Source organism: Kitasatospora sp. NPDC059577, from assembly GCF_042735475.1.
Classification (GTDB): Bacteria; Actinomycetota; Actinomycetes; order Streptomycetales; family Streptomycetaceae; genus Kitasatospora.
Genome location: NZ_JBHWBZ010000005.1, coordinates 47,217 through 62,620 on the forward strand (window position 1 = coordinate 47,217; position 15,404 = coordinate 62,620).

Sequence of the window (15,404 nt, forward strand, 5' to 3'; positions counted from 1 at the left end):
CCCCTACCCTGCTCTATTTTGGTGTGCGTTGTTCCTCTTCGTGGGCTCTCACCCGTCTCGCCCACCCACCCCCCCCTTCCCCCCCCACCCCCCGCCCCCCCCCGCCCGCCACGCGCCGCGGCCTCGTACATGTCCGCACCGCCGAGCAGCTTCAGCCCCGACCACACCCACCCCGTCAGCGCGCCCACAGCCCTCAGAACCCTCCACAGAGCGATCACGCCCGCCTCCTGTCGGCCGACCCGTCCAGCGCGGGGCAGCCAGCGTGCCCGGCCCGCCTCAAGCCCTCCTGGAGGCGGCGGAGCCGGCCCCGGGAGGCGGCGGGCCCGGCCGCCGCCGATACTGGGCCCGGGCCGCGACCCCCGGGAGGAACCATGGACTACGGGATCGGCGTACGGCTCGACCGGCCGTTCGCACAGGCGGTGGAGGCGGTCACCGCCGCCCTCAAGGAGCAGGGCTTCGGCGTCCTCACCACCATCGACGTCCGGGCGACCCTGCACGAGAAGATCGGCGCCGAGATCGAGGACTACCTGATCCTCGGCGCCTGCAACCCCGCCCTCGCCCACCGCGCACTCGACGCCGACCGCCGCATCGGGCTGCTGCTGCCCTGCAACGTGGTCGTCCGCGCCGACGGCGACACCACCCTGGTGGAGGCCGTCGACCCGCAGACGCTGGTCGCGCTGGCCGGCCCGGACGGCGGACTGGGCGAGGTCGCGGACGAGGCGGCCCGACGGCTCGGCGCCGCCCTCGACTCCCTGCGCGGCGCAGCGAGCAGGCCGTGACCGGCCCCGTCGTCGTCGGCTTCGACGGCTCGCCCGAGAGCCTCGCCGCCACTGCCTGGGCCGCCCGCGAGGCGCAGCGCCGCGACTGCCCCCTGCACCTCCTGCACGCCTGGCCCCGGCCGAAGCGGGACGCCTCCGAGCGGCACCACCCGGTCGAGCGCCTGGCCGCCCGCGAAGCCGAACTGCTCACCACCGTCGACGTCCCGGTGTCCTCCTCGCAGGTGCCCGACCCCCCGGCCGACGCGCTGGAGGCCGCCGCGCGGACGGCCTCCCTGCTCGTCCTCGGCTCCCGCGGCCTGGGCGCCCTGCACGGCTTCCTGGTCGGCTCGGTGAGCCAGGAGGTGCTGCGCCGGGCCGCCTGCCCGGTGGTGCTGGTCCGAACGGGTGCGGACGAGCCGGCCGGCCCCGTCCTGGTGGGCCTCGACCTCGACCACCCGACGGACGAGGTGCTCGCCTTCGCCTTCGACGCCGCCGCCCGGCGCTCGGCCCCGCTGCGCGTCGTCCACGTCTGGTCCCCGCCGTCCGGCACCGAGTACATGGCCTTCGACGCCATCGGCGGGGTGCAGAACGAGCTCTCCGCCGCCGAACGGGCCCGCTTCACCGACCTGCTGGAGCCCTGGCGGGAGCGCCGGCCCGAGGTGGACGTGACGGCCGACCTCATCCGCGGCAGCGCCACCGTCGCCGTGGTGGACGCCGCCGCCACCGCCCGCCTGCTCGTCGTCGGCCGCCGCCTCCGGCGCCCCCTGCTCGGCACCCACCTCGGACCGGTCGCCCACGCGGCCGTCCACCACGTCCACTGCCCGGTCGCCCTCGTCCCGCACGCCTGACCGGGCCGCCCTCCGGCACCCCGCGGCCCGGCGGCAGCGGGAACGGTCCCCGGCCTCACCCGGACAGCCTGGCCGGGATGCCCCCGACCGCCGGAGTGCGCAGGCTGCTGGCACGGACCGGGCCGCGGGTAGCGACCGCCCGGGACACGGCTCAGGGAGGACGACATCGACGGGACGCGGCAGACCGGCTCCGACGGGGACGTGACCGCGCGGGTGCTCGCGCGCTGCGCGCTGCTGGCCGCGGTCGGCGCCGTGGTCGTGCTGCTGGTCGTCCTGGGCGACGGCGGCCTGGCCGTGGTGCTGATCGGGCTCCTGGGGTTGGTGCTCTGGGCGGCCGGCGTCTGGTGGTTCCTGGCCCACCGCGGCGCCGTGCGGCTCGTCGGAGCGCTGCTCGCCGTCGCCGCGCCGATCGGGATCGTCGTGCTGTTCGCGTACCACGACCTGTGGCCGACAGCGCTACTGCTGGTCCTCTGCGGGGGCGCGGCACTCGCCCTCGGCCGGGTGGCGCTGCGCCGCGCGCGCCCGAGCGGGGCGCAGCCGGGAACCGCCGCGGCCCGGCCGCAACGGGCGGTGCTCATCATGAACCCGAAGTCCGGCGGCGGGAAGGTCGGCCGCTTCGGGCTGGTCGAACGGGCCGAACGGCTCGGCGCCCGGGTGGTCCTGCTCGACCCCGCCGTCCACTCCGACGTCACCGCGCTCGCCCGCGAGGCCGCCGCCGGGGGCGCCGACCTGCTCGGCGTCGCGGGCGGCGACGGCACCCAGGCCCTGGTCGCGGCCGTCGCCGCCGAGCACGGACTGCCGTTCCTGGTGATCTCCGCCGGCACCCGCAACCACTTCGCCATGGACCTCGGCCTCGACCGCGCCGACCCGGCCCGCTGCCTCGACGCGCTGACCGACGGCGAGGAACTGCGGATCGACCTCGGCGACGTCGCCGGCCGCCCCTTCGTCAACACCGTCTCCTTCGGGGTCTACGCCGACGTCGTGCAGCGCCCCGAGTACCGCGACGCCAAGGCGGGCACCGCCCTGAACCTCCTGCCGGACCTGCTGGTCGGCGAGGGCGTCCGCCGGGTCGACGCCCTCGTCGACGGCGGCGCGGCCCCGGCGCTCTCGGCCCAGCAGGCGCTGCTGGTCAGCAACAACCCGTACGGCTCCCCCGACGACCTCGAGAGCGGCGGCCGCCGCTCCCGGCTCGACAGCGGCCTGCTCGGCGTCACCGCCATCCGGGTCGAGGGCGCGGCACAGGCCGCCGAACTGGCCGTACGGGGCTCGCAGTCCACCGGGCTGACCGTGCTGACCGCGCACCGGGTCGAGGTGACCTCCGCGGAGGCCGAGATCCCGGTGGCCGTCGACGGCGAGGCGCTGCGGATGCCCACGCCGGTGGTGTGCACGCTGCGCCCCGGAGCACTGCGGGTCGTGGTGCCGCGCGACCGCCCCGGCAGCGTCCCCGTCAAGCCGCGGGTGGACTGGCGCCGGCTCGCCACCCTCGCGTTCGGTCGCGGCCCGCGGGACACCCACCGCGAATCCGGGCCCGGCCCCGGACCGGACTCCGAGGAGCGTGGCCGTGCCTGAGCGCAACTCCGCCCCGGCGGGCGTGCTCGCCGACCTCCGGGCCGTCGACGGGGCCCTGTACGCGGCCGTCGCCGCCACCCCCACACCGGCCCTGGACACGGCACTGCGGCGGCTGTCCCGCACGGCCGACCACTCGAAGATCTCGCTGGCCGTCGCCGGGGGACTCGCCCTCCTGCCCGGCCGGCCCCGGCAGGCGGCCGTGGTCGGGATCGTCGCCGTCGCGCTCGCCTCGACGACGGCCAACCTGCTCGGCAAACGGATGGTCCGCCGGCGGCGGCCCGACCGGGAACGGGCCCGGGTGATCGTGGCCCGGCAGGTGCCGATGCCCGAGTCGGCCTCCTTCCCGTCCGGGCACACGGCGTCGGCAACGGCCTTCGCCACCGCCGTCGGCGTGGTGCTGCCCCCGGCGGCGGTGCCGCTCGGCGCGCTGGCGGTCGCCGTCGGCTACTCGCGCGTGCACACCGGCGTCCACTACCCCGGTGACGTCGCGGCGGGCGCGGTCCTCGGGTTCGCGGCCGCGGCGGCCGCCCTGACCGTCCTCCGCCTGCCGCCGCTGCCCGCCTGGCCGTGAGCGGTCCCGCCGGTCCCTCGGACGGGCCCCTCGGGGCGGCCCTCGGACGGGCCGCCGGCCGGCCCCGGACCCCCTGCTGACCGGTGCCCCCGACCGGTCGGGCGACGGCCGGGCCCGGTCAGCCGCCCAGCGGTGCGGGCAGCGGCCGGGCGTGCAGGATGTCCAGCCGGGAGACCGCCCTGGTCACCACGACATAGAGCCGGTGCAGGCCGCGCGGCTCGGCCTCGACGATCGCGGCCGGCTCCACGACCACCACGTGGTCGTACTCCAGCCCCTTGACCAGGGACGCGGGCAGCACCGTCACCCTGGCCGTGGTGCCCACCTGCTCGGCCGAGGCCGTCGCGATCCCGGCCGCCCCGAGGACCTCGACGGCCGCCGTCACCGCGCCGTCCGCGGCGATCACCGCGATCGAGCCCTCGCGCTCCAGGGCGGCCCGCACCGCCGCCACCACCGCACCCCCCAGGCGCGCCGCGCCGCCCGGACCGGCCGCGTCCTCCGGGTCGGCCGCGCCGTCCGGGCCCGCCGCGCCGACCCCGCGCACCGTCAGCTCACCGTCCCGCCGGAGCGAGACGGCCTGCGGCACGTCCACGTCCAGGGCGCCCAGCACCCGGTTCGCCAGTGCCATCACCGCGGCCGGGACCCGGAAGCCGGTGGTCAGCGGCACCACGGCGGCCTCCGGCTTGCCCAGGTGGGCCAGCTGCTCCGGCCAGCTGCGCGGGGCCCACGGGGCGGTCGCCTGGGCGAGGTCGCCGAGGACGGTGAGGGAGCCGAAGGCACTGCGGCGGGCGATCGCCCGGCACTGCATCGGTGAGAGGTCCTGGGCCTCGTCCACGACGACGTGCCCGAAACCGGCCGGGCGCTCGATCAGACCGGCCACCTCGTCCAGCAGCATCAGGTCGTGCTCGGACCACTTCGCGCTCCGCTCCGACCGCGGCGGCCGGCGCCAGAGGATCGCCGCCTGCTCCTCCGGGCCGAGCACGCCGTCGGCAGCCTCGGCGAGCACCGCGGGGTCGCCGAGCAGCGCGGCCACCACGGCCTCCGGCCGCAGCTTGGGCCAGGCCTCCTCCAGGAACGCCGCGACCGGCTTGCAACGGCCGACCTTCCGCTGCCACGCGCCGGGCATCACGCCCGCCCGCCGCTCGGCCTGGTCCTGCAGCGCGGCCACCACACGGGTGCGGACGCTCTCCCGGCCGATCGCGTACGGCGGTTCCTGTTCGCGCAGTTCGGCGACCATCCGGTCGAGCCGCTCCGGCGTCACCCGCCACCGGTAGGAGCCGTCCGGGACGACCAGCGGCTCGGCGCCCGCCGTCCGGATCCGCCCGTACAGCGCCCGGCGCAGCACCGTCGCCATCCGCGCGTCCTGCTTGACCGCGGCGGCCCGCTCGTCGTCCACGGCGGTGACCGGCACGGTGGCGACCAGGTCCTCGACGGTGCGCTGGACGACGTCGACCTCGCCGAGCGCGGGCAGGACCTCGGCGATGTACCGCAGGAAGGTCCGGTTGGGGCCGATCACCAGCAGGCCGCCGCGCCGGATCCGCTGCGGGAAGCCGTAGAGCAGGTACGCGGCGCGGTGCAGGCCGACGGCGGTCTTGCCGCTGCCGGGAGCGCCCTGCACGCAGACGGACTCGCTCGGCTCGCCGCGCACCAGCTCGTCCTGTTCGGGCTGGATGGTCGCGACGATGTCCCGCATCGGGCCGGTGCGGGGCCGCTCGATCTCGGCGGCGAGGATGCCGCCCGCCGTCCCGCTGCCCGCCGGCCCGCTCGGGGCCGGCTCGTCGAGGTGCTCGTCCTCCAGGCCGGTGAGTTCCTCCGGTCGGCCGAGGCTCCACGGCGCCCAGCCGAACCGGCGGCGCCGCGCGAGCCCGAGCGGGGTGCGGGCACTCGCCTGGTAGAACGCCCGGGACACCGGGGCCCGCCAGTCGACCACCAGGGGCGGCATGGCCGGGTACGCGGAGATCCGCTGACGGCCCACGTAGTAGCGCTGCCGCCGGTGGTCCCCGGCCTCCGGGGTGTCGGCGAAATCGAGGCGGCCGAAGAACGACGGGCTCTCCGGCAACTCCTTCATCCGCTTGGCGCGCGTGCGCAGGTACCGGCCGAGCGCTTCCGCGCCGGCGCCGTCACCGGAGACGTCCTCCCCGGCGACGACCTGGTGGCCCGCGTCCTCGACCTGCCGGGCCATCGCCGCCCGGCAGGCCTCGACGTAGGCCCGCTCCCGCTTCAGTTCGCCGTCGAGGCCCCGGGTCTCCGGTGCCACCCGCTGGACTTCCGAGGTCATCGTTCGCGTCCCTTCCCTCGCCACGGGCTCGCTTGCCCGGTTGCCGGCTCGCTCGGGATCCAGCATAGCTGAACTCAGTAAAGATACTGACTTGGTTATGCATTTGGGTGACGAGGGGCGCCCGCCGGGCTCGGGTCAGGACACCAGGGGCCCCTCCGCCAGTTCGGTCAGCGTCACGGTGCAGAGGCCGCCGCGCTCCGTCCGCACGTCCGTGACCTCCAGCTGCGTGCCGGGCAGCAGGATGAACTCCTCCTCGCCGGTGAACGCCGAGAACCTCTGGATGCCCGCGGCCCTGGCGGGGCGCACCTCGAAGAGCGTCCGCTTGCCGCGGCTGCCGAGGAAGGCCTTCGCCACGCCCAGTTCGGACGTGCAGGAGGACACGCCCCACCACGTCACCGTCCGGCCGAGCGGATACTGCCGGCGCAGGTCCAGCGAGACCCCGCGCCAGAGCGGCTCGGTGCGGACGGGCAGCCGCGACACCGCCGCGAACAGCAGCCGCAGGTACGGCAGGTAGGGCACCAGCCGACCGCGGTCGGGCGAGCGCAGGACGGCGTTGATCTCCCGGTAGAACGCGGACTCGCAGGTGTACAGGTACAGCGCGGCGATCTCGTCGGCGGACAGGCCGGCGGCCGCCTCGTCCGCCCGCCGCTTGCCGAAGTCGTGCGACCGCTCGACGTGCCGGTCCAGGCCGCGCAGCACCTCGGCGACCGGTGCCGCCGCCTCCCGGAATCCCATCAGCGGGGTGTCGAACACACCGGTGATGGCGGGCAGGACGAGGCCCTCGTCCTTGACGCTCGCGAGGCGGTCCAGATAGAGCTGGTGCAACTCCATGGTGGAGGCGATGAAGGCGCCCATCCGCTCGGCGACGGCTCCGTCCGCCCCGCCGGCGGCGGCCGCCTGCGCGTTCCACCCGGTGCTGGGCAGCCAGTCCACCTCTTCGGCGCCGACCGCGGCGAGCGCCGCGTTCACCGTCGCGAAGTGCTCGCCGTCGCAGAAGATGTCGCCCTGGGCCGCCGGGTTGGCGTGGTCGATGTGCCGGACCTCGACCTCCGGGTACTTCTCCTGCAGCCGCAGCACGACGTTCTTCAGGCTGCGGGCGTGCGCTCCCCACCACGCGAAGACCACGTAGCGGTCCTCCTGCGCGGCCTGCTGCTTGGCCCGGAGGATCTCCTCGACGATCCGCTCGGCGACCGGCCGCCAGAACGCGGTGTGCTGGTCCGGCCCCATCGCGCCGTCGCTGCTGGCGGTCAGCGCCGCGTTCAGCAGCAGCACGCCCTGGGTGAGCATCGCCTGGAACCACTCCGGCGGCTGGACGGTCTCCTGCTCCTTCAACAGCGCCCGCACGTCGGCGATCGGCGTCTTCTTGGGGATGCCGTACTTCCACATCGCCGCCGCCTTGATGATGCAGCGGATGCTGACCACCCGGCCGAACTTGCTGTCCTTCCAGTCGTGGAAGGTGTTGTCGAACATCGCGATGCCGGTGGCGCTCTCCGGCCGCGGGTACGGGTTCTGGCCGAAGACCACGACCTTCCACTTGTGCGGCGCGTGCGGCTTGAGCGCCTGGAAGGTCAGCTCGCGGACCGGGACGACGTCCGGGCCGCGGCCGGGGCCGATGAACGAGGCCGCGTCGGGCCGTGCCTCGATGACCGGCTTCAGCAGCGGGAGCCACGGCTCGCCGCCGCCCGCGAACAGCTCGGCGAGGGCGAGCGGGTCGTTCGGGTCGGGCTGGGTGGCGGAGGTGTCGACAGCGCTCATGGTGGTGCCCTAGGAGTGTGAGGCGGCCCGACTGGTCAGGACCGTGCGGTTGGCAGGCGATGGAGGGGCGGGGAGAGGATGACGGTCCGTCAGCTTCCCCCGCGGACACCACAGTCCTACCAGCGGGGACCGACAATCCGGCCCGCCCGGCCGGCGGCCCGACGGCCGACGGCGGGAACGGACGGTTTGTCAGTGGCGGGCGCTAGCGTCATCGACGTCAGCAGGAACCGCACCCCACCGACAGGAGCCCCAGCATGACCACGAACCGCGCACAGTCGCCGCTCAAGGTGGTGTTGACCGACCTCAACGCGACGGTGGTCGAGTCCTGGCGGGCCGCCTTCGCCGACACCCCGGGGGTCGAGGTCCGGCACGCGTCCCTGCTCACCACCGAGGCCGACGCCTGGGTCAGCCCCACCAACTCCCGCGGCCGGATGGACGGCGGGACGGACGCCGCGATCAAGCGCCACCTGGGCGCGGGCATCCAGCTGCGGGTGCAGAAGGCGATCCGCGAGCGGCACGCCGGCTCGCTCCCGGTCGGCAGCGCGGTCTGCGTCCCCTCCGGGGCCGTCAACCCGCGGTTCCTGATATCGGCCCCGACGATGCGGACCTCCTCGCAGAACGTGAGCGAGACGCTGAACGTCGCACTGGCCTGCGCCGCCGCCTTCCAGGCGGTCCACCACCAGAACCGGCTGGAGCCGGGCTCCATCCGGTCGGTCGCCCTGGTCGGCATGGGCGCCCAGACCGGCCGGGTGCCGGCCCGGGTCTGCGCCAACCTGATGTGGACGGGCTACACCCTGTTCAACGACCACCACTTCGAGGACGACGACGACCTGCGCGCCACCATCCTGGCCCAGCTGGACGACATCGAGCGGGCGCCGGCCACCGAGCGGGTTCGCATCTCGCCGCCCGCACGGCGCGGCACCTCCCCCCGGAGGGCCTGACGACGACCCCGGAGCACACCCCGGCCCCACACCCCTGACCAGCCACCTCAGCCGTCCACCTCAGCTGTCCACTTCGGGGTCCGCGCGTCCGACTCGGCCCCGGAAGCGACGAGTTCAAGGAATCCCACGAGCGCTTCGGCACCCAGCACCACGAACGCCCGCCCCTGCTCGGCCGGGTTGCGCACGCCCTCCGGGCAGCCGCGCGCACAACCGCACGGCTCGTCCACCGCCCCGCCCGCTGTCCGCCGCCTTCGACTTCACCGGGGCGCCGCCGTACGCGAGCAGGTCATGGCCTCGCTCGGCGAGCACGGCCGCCCGGCGCTGGTCGACCTCACCGACAAGCCGCCGACCGCCACCAACGGCACCCCGGACAGCTACCTGCGCCGGCAGAGCCGCGGCCACGACGGCTCCGACGGACCGGATGTGGTGGACCTGTTCGGCCTCGTCCGCGGCGGCCGGCTGGACTTCTCCCGCTCGGTCAGCGGCGCGCTCCCGTCGGCCGGGGCGGCCCGCACGGCCGGGGCGCCGGAGCGCAAGGAGAGCAGCCCGATCCGGCTCGCGCCGAAGCCCTGACAAACCTCACCAAGCCCACCCGGGCGGGTGTTGAATGGACCTTTCTGAAAATTTGCAGCCATCGGCTGGCAGACCGGAAGGAAGGCCTCCCATGCACCCGCCCCGCGACATCGCCTGGCACGAGGGCAGCTGGCTCAACCAGCCCGAGCGCGCCCGGACCGACGGCACCGACCTCCTGGTCACCGCCCGCGGCCGCAGCGACTTCTGGCGCACCACCAGCTACGGCTTCGTCCGGGACGACGGGCACGCGCTGCTCACCGGATTCCCGCCGGGCAGCGCGACCGAGGTCTCCTTCGTCGCCGACTTCGCCGCCCTCTACGACCAGGCGGGCCTGCTGGTCCGGGTCGACCCGCAGACCTGGATCAAGGCCGGGGTCGAGATGAGCGACGGCCTCCCGCACCTGGGCGCGGTCGTCACCCGCGGCGTCTCCGACTGGTCGCTGGCCCCCGTACCCGAGTGGCACGGGAGAGAGGTCACCGTCAGAGCCAGCCGCAGCGGGGACGCCGTGACGGTCCGCGCCCGCTGCGACGACGGCCCCTGGCGCCTGGTCCGGCTGGCGCCGCTGCCGCCCGCGGTGGCCGCGGCGGCCGGACCGTTCTGCGCCTCCCCCGAGCGGGACGGCCTCCAGGTCCGCTTCACCCGGTTCGCCCAGGGACCGGCGGACCTGACGCTGCACCCGGCGGGCTGACCGCCGACCGGTTCCCCCGACCAGCCCCTCCTCCCACCGGAGCCGCCCCCGTGACCACCTTGCACCTCGGCGTCGACGCGGGTGGCAGCCACACCCGCGCCGTCCTCCTCGACCCCGCCGGCGCCCTGCTCGGCCGGGGCGGGGGCGGCGGGGCCAATCCGGCCGGGCAGAACCCGGCCGACACCCTCGGGCACCTGGCCGCCGCGGTGTCGGCCGCGCTCGGGCCCCGCGACCCGGCCCGGGTCGCGGCCTGTCTGATCGGCCTCGCCGGGTACCGCGCGCTGCCCGACCCGGACGGCTTCGCCCGCCGGGCCCGCGCCGCGCTCGGCCTCCACTGCCCGGTCCGGCTCGTCCCGGACACCGTCCCCGCCCTGGCCGCCGGCGGTGTCGCCGACGGCCGGGGCACCGTCCTGATCGCCGGGACCGGCACCATCTGCGTCCGCCTCGACGGCACCCGCACGCTCGCGCGCGGCGGCGGGCTCGGCTGGCTGCTCGGCGACGAGGGCGGCGGGTTCTGGCTCGGCCGGGAGGCGGTGCGGGTCGCCCACGCCGACCCGGACGGCCCGCTCGGCACCGCCGTCCGCGCCCACTGCGGCGCCCACACCCCCGACCGGCTGCTGCGGTGGGCCTACGGCGGCCCGCCGCGCCGCCTCGCCGACCTCGCTCCGCTGGTCACCGGGCTGGCCGGCGACGGGGACGCCACCGCCCTCGTCATCGCCCGCACCGCCGCCGACCACCTGGCCGCACTGGCCCGCGCCACCGCCGTGCCCGCCGAACCGCTCGTCCTCGCGGGCTCGGTGGCCACCTCCCCCGGCCCGGTCCGGGAGCACCTCCTGCACCGTCTCGCCGACCTCGCCCCCCGCCTGCCGGCCACGGACGCGGCCACCGCGGCCGCCCTGCTCGCCGGACGCCCCGCCCGCCGAACCCCCTGACCGCCCGCCTGCCCACCTGCCCGCCTGCCTGACCGCCCGCCGCTACTCCAGCAGACCCCCCATGTGACCGTCGTCGGCCAGGATCGGCCAGAAGTGGGTGCCGGACGCGAAGGCCTCCGGATCCAGTGCCCGCAGCGCCTCCTGCGCCGCACTGTCCAGCAGCCGGCACGGATCGAAGGCCTCCCAGGGCACCGGAGCGGATCGGCGCAGCGCGTCGCGCCGGTCCGCGCGCAGGCGCTCGTACGCCCAGAGCACGTGGAGCAGCGCCGAGACGTCGCGGTGCAGGTAGGCGGCGGGCTCGCCGTCGTCGAACCACGGCGGGAGCTCCAGGCGGCCGGTGGCGCCGTCCAGCGCGACGGTGAAGTCGTACGTCCAGTCCGCCAGGGCGAGGAACCCGGCCTGGTAGTAACGGCTGTCCTCCTCCTCGTCCTCGGGCTCGAAGGCGTCCGGGAGGGTCTGCGCCATCGTCAGCAGCGGCCCCTCCGGGTCGATCCGGAACGTCCCCCGGTCGGAGAGCGGCAGGCCGAGCCCGGTGAGCAGCCGGCGGGTCGGGGCGTGGCCGAGCACCGCCGGCAGTTCGTCCTCCCGGAAGCGCCGGACGGTACCGCCGGTGAGCGCCGCGAGTTCCTCCACCAGGGACGCGTCGAGGGCGTACCGCAGGTCGTCCGGCCCGCCGGGCAGCGCTCCCCAGGCGAGCGCCCGGATCCGCACCGCCGTCTCCCAGTGCGCCGGCCGGTCGTCCGTGCGCCGGAACAGCTCCGGATCGACGGCCCGCATCCGGTCCAGGGAGACCCTGGTGGCCTCGGCGACCGTCCCCGGTCCGCGCGGCTCGAACTCCTCGTCCTCCTCGGGCTCGTACGGCTCGGCGGCGCCGGCCGTGACGGCCTCCACCTCGATCATCAGGGCGACCAGGGTGTCCAGGCTGCCGGCGAGCAGGTCCCGGCGCAGGCCTCCTGAGTCGTCCCCGCAGGCCAGGTACACCTCACCGGAGGCGCCGTCGAGCAGCACGTCGGCGAGGGCGTGCCCGGACGAGCCGCGGTAGTCCGCCTCGCCCAGCACGACCAGGCCGCCGGCGTCCTCGTCCCGGAGCCCGTCGTACCAGGTCGCGGCGGTCCGCAACGGCTCGTACCAGGACGCCTCCAGGTTCAGGTGCGCGAAGGCGCGGGGCAGGCCACCGGCGGCCAGCCGCTCGCGGCTCGGTCCGTGGGTGAGCCCGGCGGGCAGCTCCCTGGGCCCGAAGCCCTCCGGCGCCCTGACGTGCTCACCCGCTTCCGGCGCCCTGACGTGCTCACCCGCTTCCGCCGCCCCGCCCTCGTCACCCGCCCCGGCCACGGCCTCCACCGCCCCGCCCCGCCCCCGACCCGTGTCCATGCCTGCGCGCCCCCGTTCACTTCCTGTCCTGCCGCCCGGCGAACGATCCCGCTCCCCGACCCGCCCGACCCTAGCCGACACCGCCGCCGACCGGCCCGAACGCCCGCACCACCCCCACCGCCGCCCCGTCAACTCCCCAGCGCACCGATGAAAATGGCATGCACGCCACTAGCCAACCGGCCAGTAGCGCCCCTACCGTCGACTCCCCGTGGCTTCGACGGAGGAGTCCGCCTTGCGCCTACGCCCCCACCCCCTCCGACACCCCCTCCGATCCGGGGCGGCCGCCGCCCTCGCGTCGGCCCTGCTCGTCACCGCCGCCCTCACCACCACCCCCACCGCGGCCGCCGCCCCCACCGCGCCGAGCGCCACCGCCGGCGACTACTGCGGCGGCCACTGCGCCGACATCCTGCCGCCCGGCGAGAACGGCAACGCCACCCTCGCCGACATCCTGCTCAACCGGATGTTCGGCACCCGCCCCGCCCACACCGACGACCAGCTCGGCCCCTACGCCGGGCTCGCCGCCGGCTACCCCGGCCTCACCGAGGCCAAGCTGCGCGACTTCTTCAACGACGCCTCCTTCGGCGTCCCCGCCGACCAGGTCGCCGTCACCACCAGCCCCCGCTCCGACGTCACCATCGTGCGCGACAAGGCCACCGGCGTCCCGCACATCACCGGCACCACCCGCTACGGCACCGAGTTCGGCGCGGGCTACGCCGCCGCCCAGGACCGGCTCTGGGTGATGGACCTCTTCCGCCACGTCGGCCGCGGCCAGCTGTCCGGCTTCGCGGGCGGCGCCGCCGCCAACCGGCAGCTGGAGCAGAGCTTCTGGCAGGCCGCGCCGTACACCGAGGCGGAGCTGCAGCAGCAGATCGACGCCATCGCCGCCCGCGGCGGCCGGGCCACCCAGGCCCTCTCCGACGCTTCCGCCTACCTCGACGGCATCAACCGGTACGCCAAGGAGTCCTACGACGCCCGGACGTTCCCCGGCGAGTACGACCTGACCGGGCACATCGACCCGATCACCAACGCCGGGTCGATCGAGCCGTTCAAGCTGACCGACCTGGTCGCGCTCGCCTCCGTGGTCGGCGCCCTGTTCGGCTCCGGCGGCGGCAACGAACTGGCCTCCGCCCAGGTCAAGTCGAGCGCCGAGGCCCGCTACGGCAAGGACGCCGGCGACGCGCTGTGGAAGTCGCTGCGCGAGGCCGACGACCCCGAGGCCGTCCGGACCCTGCACGACGGGCAGAGCTTCCCGTACGCCACCGTGCCCGACCAGCCGCAGGGGGAGGCCCTGCCCGACCCCGGCTCGGTGGTGCCCGAGCGGATGGTCTACGACGCCGCCGGCTCGGCGAACACGGCCACCACCGAGGCGGACGGCGTGCTCCCCGGCAACCTGCTCACCGCCAAGCACGGCATGTCCAACGCCCTGCTGGTGTCCGGCGCGCACACCGACGACGGCCACCCGGTGGCCGTGTTCGGCCCGCAGACCGGCTACTTCGCCCCGCAGCTGCTGATGCTGGAGGAGATCCAGGGCCCCGGGATCAGCGCGCGCGGCGCCGCCTTCGCCGGCCTGAGCTTCTACGTGCAGCTCGGCCGCGGCCAGGACTACGCCTGGAGCGCCACCTCCGCCGGACAGGACATCACCGACAGCTACGCCGTCCCGCTCTGCACCACGGACGGATCGCCGGTCACCACCGCCGCCGACTCCTACCTGTGGCACGGCCAGTGCCTGCCCTTCGACCGCCTGGAACGCAAGGACGCGTGGAACCCCACCACCGCCGACTCCACCGCGGCCGGCTCCTACACCCTGGTGATGTACCGGTCCGGGTACGGCCTGGTCACCGCCCGCGGCACGGTCGGCGGCGCACCCGTCGCCTTCACCGCGCTGCGCTCCACCTACCGCCACGAGGCCGACTCCATCATCGGCTTCCAGGAGCTCAACGACCCCGGCGCGGTCCACGACGCGGCGAGCTTCCAACGGGCCGCGCAGGACATCGACTACACCTTCAACTGGTTCTACGCCGACTCCCGCGACATCGCGTACTACAACTCCGGCAGCAACCCGGTGCGCGCCCCGGGGGTCGACGCCGGACTGCCCGTACTGGCCCTGCCCGCCTACGAGTGGGCGGACTTCGACCCCGCCACCAACACCGCCCGGTACACCCCGGCGGCCGAACACCCGCAGTCCGTCGACCAGGACTACTACGTCTCCTGGAACAACAAGCAGGCGAACGGCTACACCGCGGCCGGCTTCGGCAACGGCTCGGTGCACCGCGCGAACCTGCTCGACGACCGGGTGAAGGCACTGCTGCAGGGCGGCGGCAAGGTCAGCCGGGTCTCGCTCACCCAGGCCATGGAGGGCGCCGCCCTGGCCGACCTCCGGGCCGAGGACGTCCTGCCCGACCTGATCCGGGTGCTGCGCAACGCGCCGGTCACGGACCCGGCCGCCCTCACCGCCCTGCAGCAGCTGGAGGCCTGGCTCGCCGACGGCGCCCAGCGGAAGGAGACCTCGCCCGGCAGCCACGCCTACGCGGACGCGACCGCGATCCGGGTGATGGACGCCTGGTGGCCGCTGGCCGCCGAGGGCGTGATGCGGCCGGGCCTCGGCGACGGGCTGTTCGGCGCCCTGACCGGCGCCCTGCAGATCAACGAGTCGCCCTCCGGCGGGCAGACCGGCCCCGGCGGCGGGCCGGTGAGCGCCAACGAGGGCATCCCGCACAAGGGTTCGTCCTTCCAGTACGGCTGGTGGAGCTACCTGGACAAGGACCTGCGGTCCGTCCTCGGCGACCAGGTCAGGGGCCCGCTGGCCCGCCCGTTCTGCGGCGGGGGCGACCTCACCGCCTGCCGGGGCGTCCTGCTGGACACCCTCAAGCGCGCGGCCGCGCAGACCGCCGCCCAGGTCTACCCGGGCGACGCCGACTGCCCGGCCGGCGACCAGTGGTGCGCCGACACGATCATCCAGCGCCCGCTGGGCGGCGTGACGGACACCAAGACCACCTGGCAGAACCGGCCGACCTACCAGCAGGTGGTGCAGTTCCCCGGCCACCGCTGAGTCATCACCGATCCGTCACCGGACCGGCGCTCGAACCACCCGGCGGCCCCCGTCGCACTGTCGGCGGGGGCTGC

The 15,404-nt window shown here is 75.6% G+C and carries 12 protein-coding genes; 9 read left to right on the forward strand and 3 right to left on the reverse strand.

All coding sequences use genetic code 11. The features are described from left to right. The first annotated feature begins 371 nt into the window (after nucleotides 1-371). From ACFV0O_RS06855 to ACFV0O_RS06870, 4 genes are all read left to right on the forward strand, one after another. On the forward strand, nucleotides 372-779 hold the full coding sequence (locus ACFV0O_RS06855) for a DUF302 domain-containing protein (protein WP_380337357.1): 408 nt from the start codon (nucleotides 372-374) through the stop codon (nucleotides 777-779). Further along, nucleotides 776-1,606 carry a universal stress protein gene (locus ACFV0O_RS06860; protein WP_380337360.1) on the forward strand — a complete coding sequence of 277 codons (831 nt, stop codon included), beginning with the start codon at nucleotides 776-778 and terminating at the stop codon, nucleotides 1,604-1,606. Before ACFV0O_RS06855 ends, ACFV0O_RS06860 begins: the two co-directional genes overlap by 4 nt. A 201-nt stretch (nucleotides 1,607-1,807) precedes the next feature. Then, a complete protein-coding gene (locus ACFV0O_RS06865; protein WP_380337363.1) occupies nucleotides 1,808-3,175 on the forward strand; it encodes a diacylglycerol/lipid kinase family protein in 1,368 nt (455 codons plus the stop codon). Further along, nucleotides 3,162-3,746, forward strand: a complete 585-nt coding sequence (locus tag ACFV0O_RS06870; protein ID WP_380337366.1) for a phosphatase PAP2 family protein — start codon at nucleotides 3,162-3,164, stop codon at nucleotides 3,744-3,746. Before ACFV0O_RS06865 ends, ACFV0O_RS06870 begins: the two co-directional genes overlap by 14 nt. Before the next feature lie 118 nt (nucleotides 3,747-3,864). Here the strand turns inward: ACFV0O_RS06870 and ACFV0O_RS06875 are convergent, their stop codons facing one another. Beyond that, entirely contained in the window at nucleotides 3,865-6,021 is a 2,157-nt protein-coding gene (locus ACFV0O_RS06875; RefSeq protein ID WP_380337369.1) for a HelD family protein, read from the reverse strand. A gap of 135 nt (nucleotides 6,022-6,156) precedes the next feature. After that, a complete protein-coding gene (locus tag ACFV0O_RS06880; RefSeq protein WP_380337372.1) occupies nucleotides 6,157-7,776 on the reverse strand; it encodes an ADP-ribosyltransferase domain-containing protein in 1,620 nt (539 codons plus the stop codon). A gap of 254 nt (nucleotides 7,777-8,030) precedes the next feature. On the opposite strand from ACFV0O_RS06880, the gene ACFV0O_RS06885 reads away from it, so the two are divergent. The 4 genes from ACFV0O_RS06885 (at nucleotide 8,031) to ACFV0O_RS06900 (ending at nucleotide 10,910) form a co-directional block, all read left to right on the forward strand. Further along, nucleotides 8,031-8,717 carry a macro domain-containing protein gene (locus tag ACFV0O_RS06885; RefSeq protein WP_380337375.1) on the forward strand — a complete coding sequence of 229 codons (687 nt, stop codon included), beginning with the start codon at nucleotides 8,031-8,033 and terminating at the stop codon, nucleotides 8,715-8,717. A gap of 288 nt (nucleotides 8,718-9,005) precedes the next feature. After that, nucleotides 9,006-9,290: a hypothetical protein gene (locus tag ACFV0O_RS06890; RefSeq protein WP_380337377.1), complete on the forward strand. Its 285-nt coding sequence runs from the start codon at nucleotides 9,006-9,008 to the stop codon at nucleotides 9,288-9,290. Nucleotides 9,291-9,381: 91 nt separating this feature from the next. Continuing rightward, nucleotides 9,382-9,978 carry a DUF1349 domain-containing protein gene (locus ACFV0O_RS06895; protein ID WP_360251819.1) on the forward strand — a complete coding sequence of 199 codons (597 nt, stop codon included), beginning with the start codon at nucleotides 9,382-9,384 and terminating at the stop codon, nucleotides 9,976-9,978. Between the two features lie 50 nt (nucleotides 9,979-10,028). Beyond that, a complete protein-coding gene (locus ACFV0O_RS06900; RefSeq protein ID WP_380337380.1) occupies nucleotides 10,029-10,910 on the forward strand; it encodes an N-acetylglucosamine kinase in 882 nt (293 codons plus the stop codon). Between the two features lie 42 nt (nucleotides 10,911-10,952). Here ACFV0O_RS06900 and ACFV0O_RS06905 read toward each other — a convergent pair whose 3' ends face one another. Then, entirely contained in the window at nucleotides 10,953-12,281 is a 1,329-nt protein-coding gene (locus tag ACFV0O_RS06905; RefSeq protein WP_380337383.1) for an SUKH-4 family immunity protein, read from the reverse strand. Between the two features lie 232 nt (nucleotides 12,282-12,513). Between ACFV0O_RS06905 and ACFV0O_RS06910 the strand changes: the two genes are divergently transcribed. After that, nucleotides 12,514-15,330 carry a penicillin acylase family protein gene (locus ACFV0O_RS06910; RefSeq protein WP_380337385.1) on the forward strand — a complete coding sequence of 939 codons (2,817 nt, stop codon included), beginning with the start codon at nucleotides 12,514-12,516 and terminating at the stop codon, nucleotides 15,328-15,330. Nucleotides 15,331-15,404: the final 74 nt, after the last annotated feature.

What these genes read in the sequence shown, in the direction of transcription:
- ACFV0O_RS06895 (WP_360251819.1), top strand. Translation starts at nt 9,382, where the DNA reads ATGCACCCGCCCCGCGACATCGCCTGGCACGAGGGCAGCTGGCTCAAC.
- ACFV0O_RS06855 (WP_380337357.1), top strand. Translation starts at nt 372, where the DNA reads ATGGACTACGGGATCGGCGTACGGCTCGACCGGCCGTTCGCACAGGCG.
- ACFV0O_RS06880 (WP_380337372.1), bottom strand. Translation starts at nt 7,776, where the DNA reads ATGAGCGCTGTCGACACCTCCGCCACCCAGCCCGACCCGAACGACCCG.
- ACFV0O_RS06905 (WP_380337383.1), bottom strand. Translation starts at nt 12,281, where the DNA reads ATGGACACGGGTCGGGGGCGGGGCGGGGCGGTGGAGGCCGTGGCCGGG.
- ACFV0O_RS06890 (WP_380337377.1), top strand. Translation starts at nt 9,006, where the DNA reads ATGGCCTCGCTCGGCGAGCACGGCCGCCCGGCGCTGGTCGACCTCACC.
- ACFV0O_RS06885 (WP_380337375.1), top strand. Translation starts at nt 8,031, where the DNA reads ATGACCACGAACCGCGCACAGTCGCCGCTCAAGGTGGTGTTGACCGAC.
- ACFV0O_RS06875 (WP_380337369.1), bottom strand. Translation starts at nt 6,021, where the DNA reads ATGACCTCGGAAGTCCAGCGGGTGGCACCGGAGACCCGGGGCCTCGAC.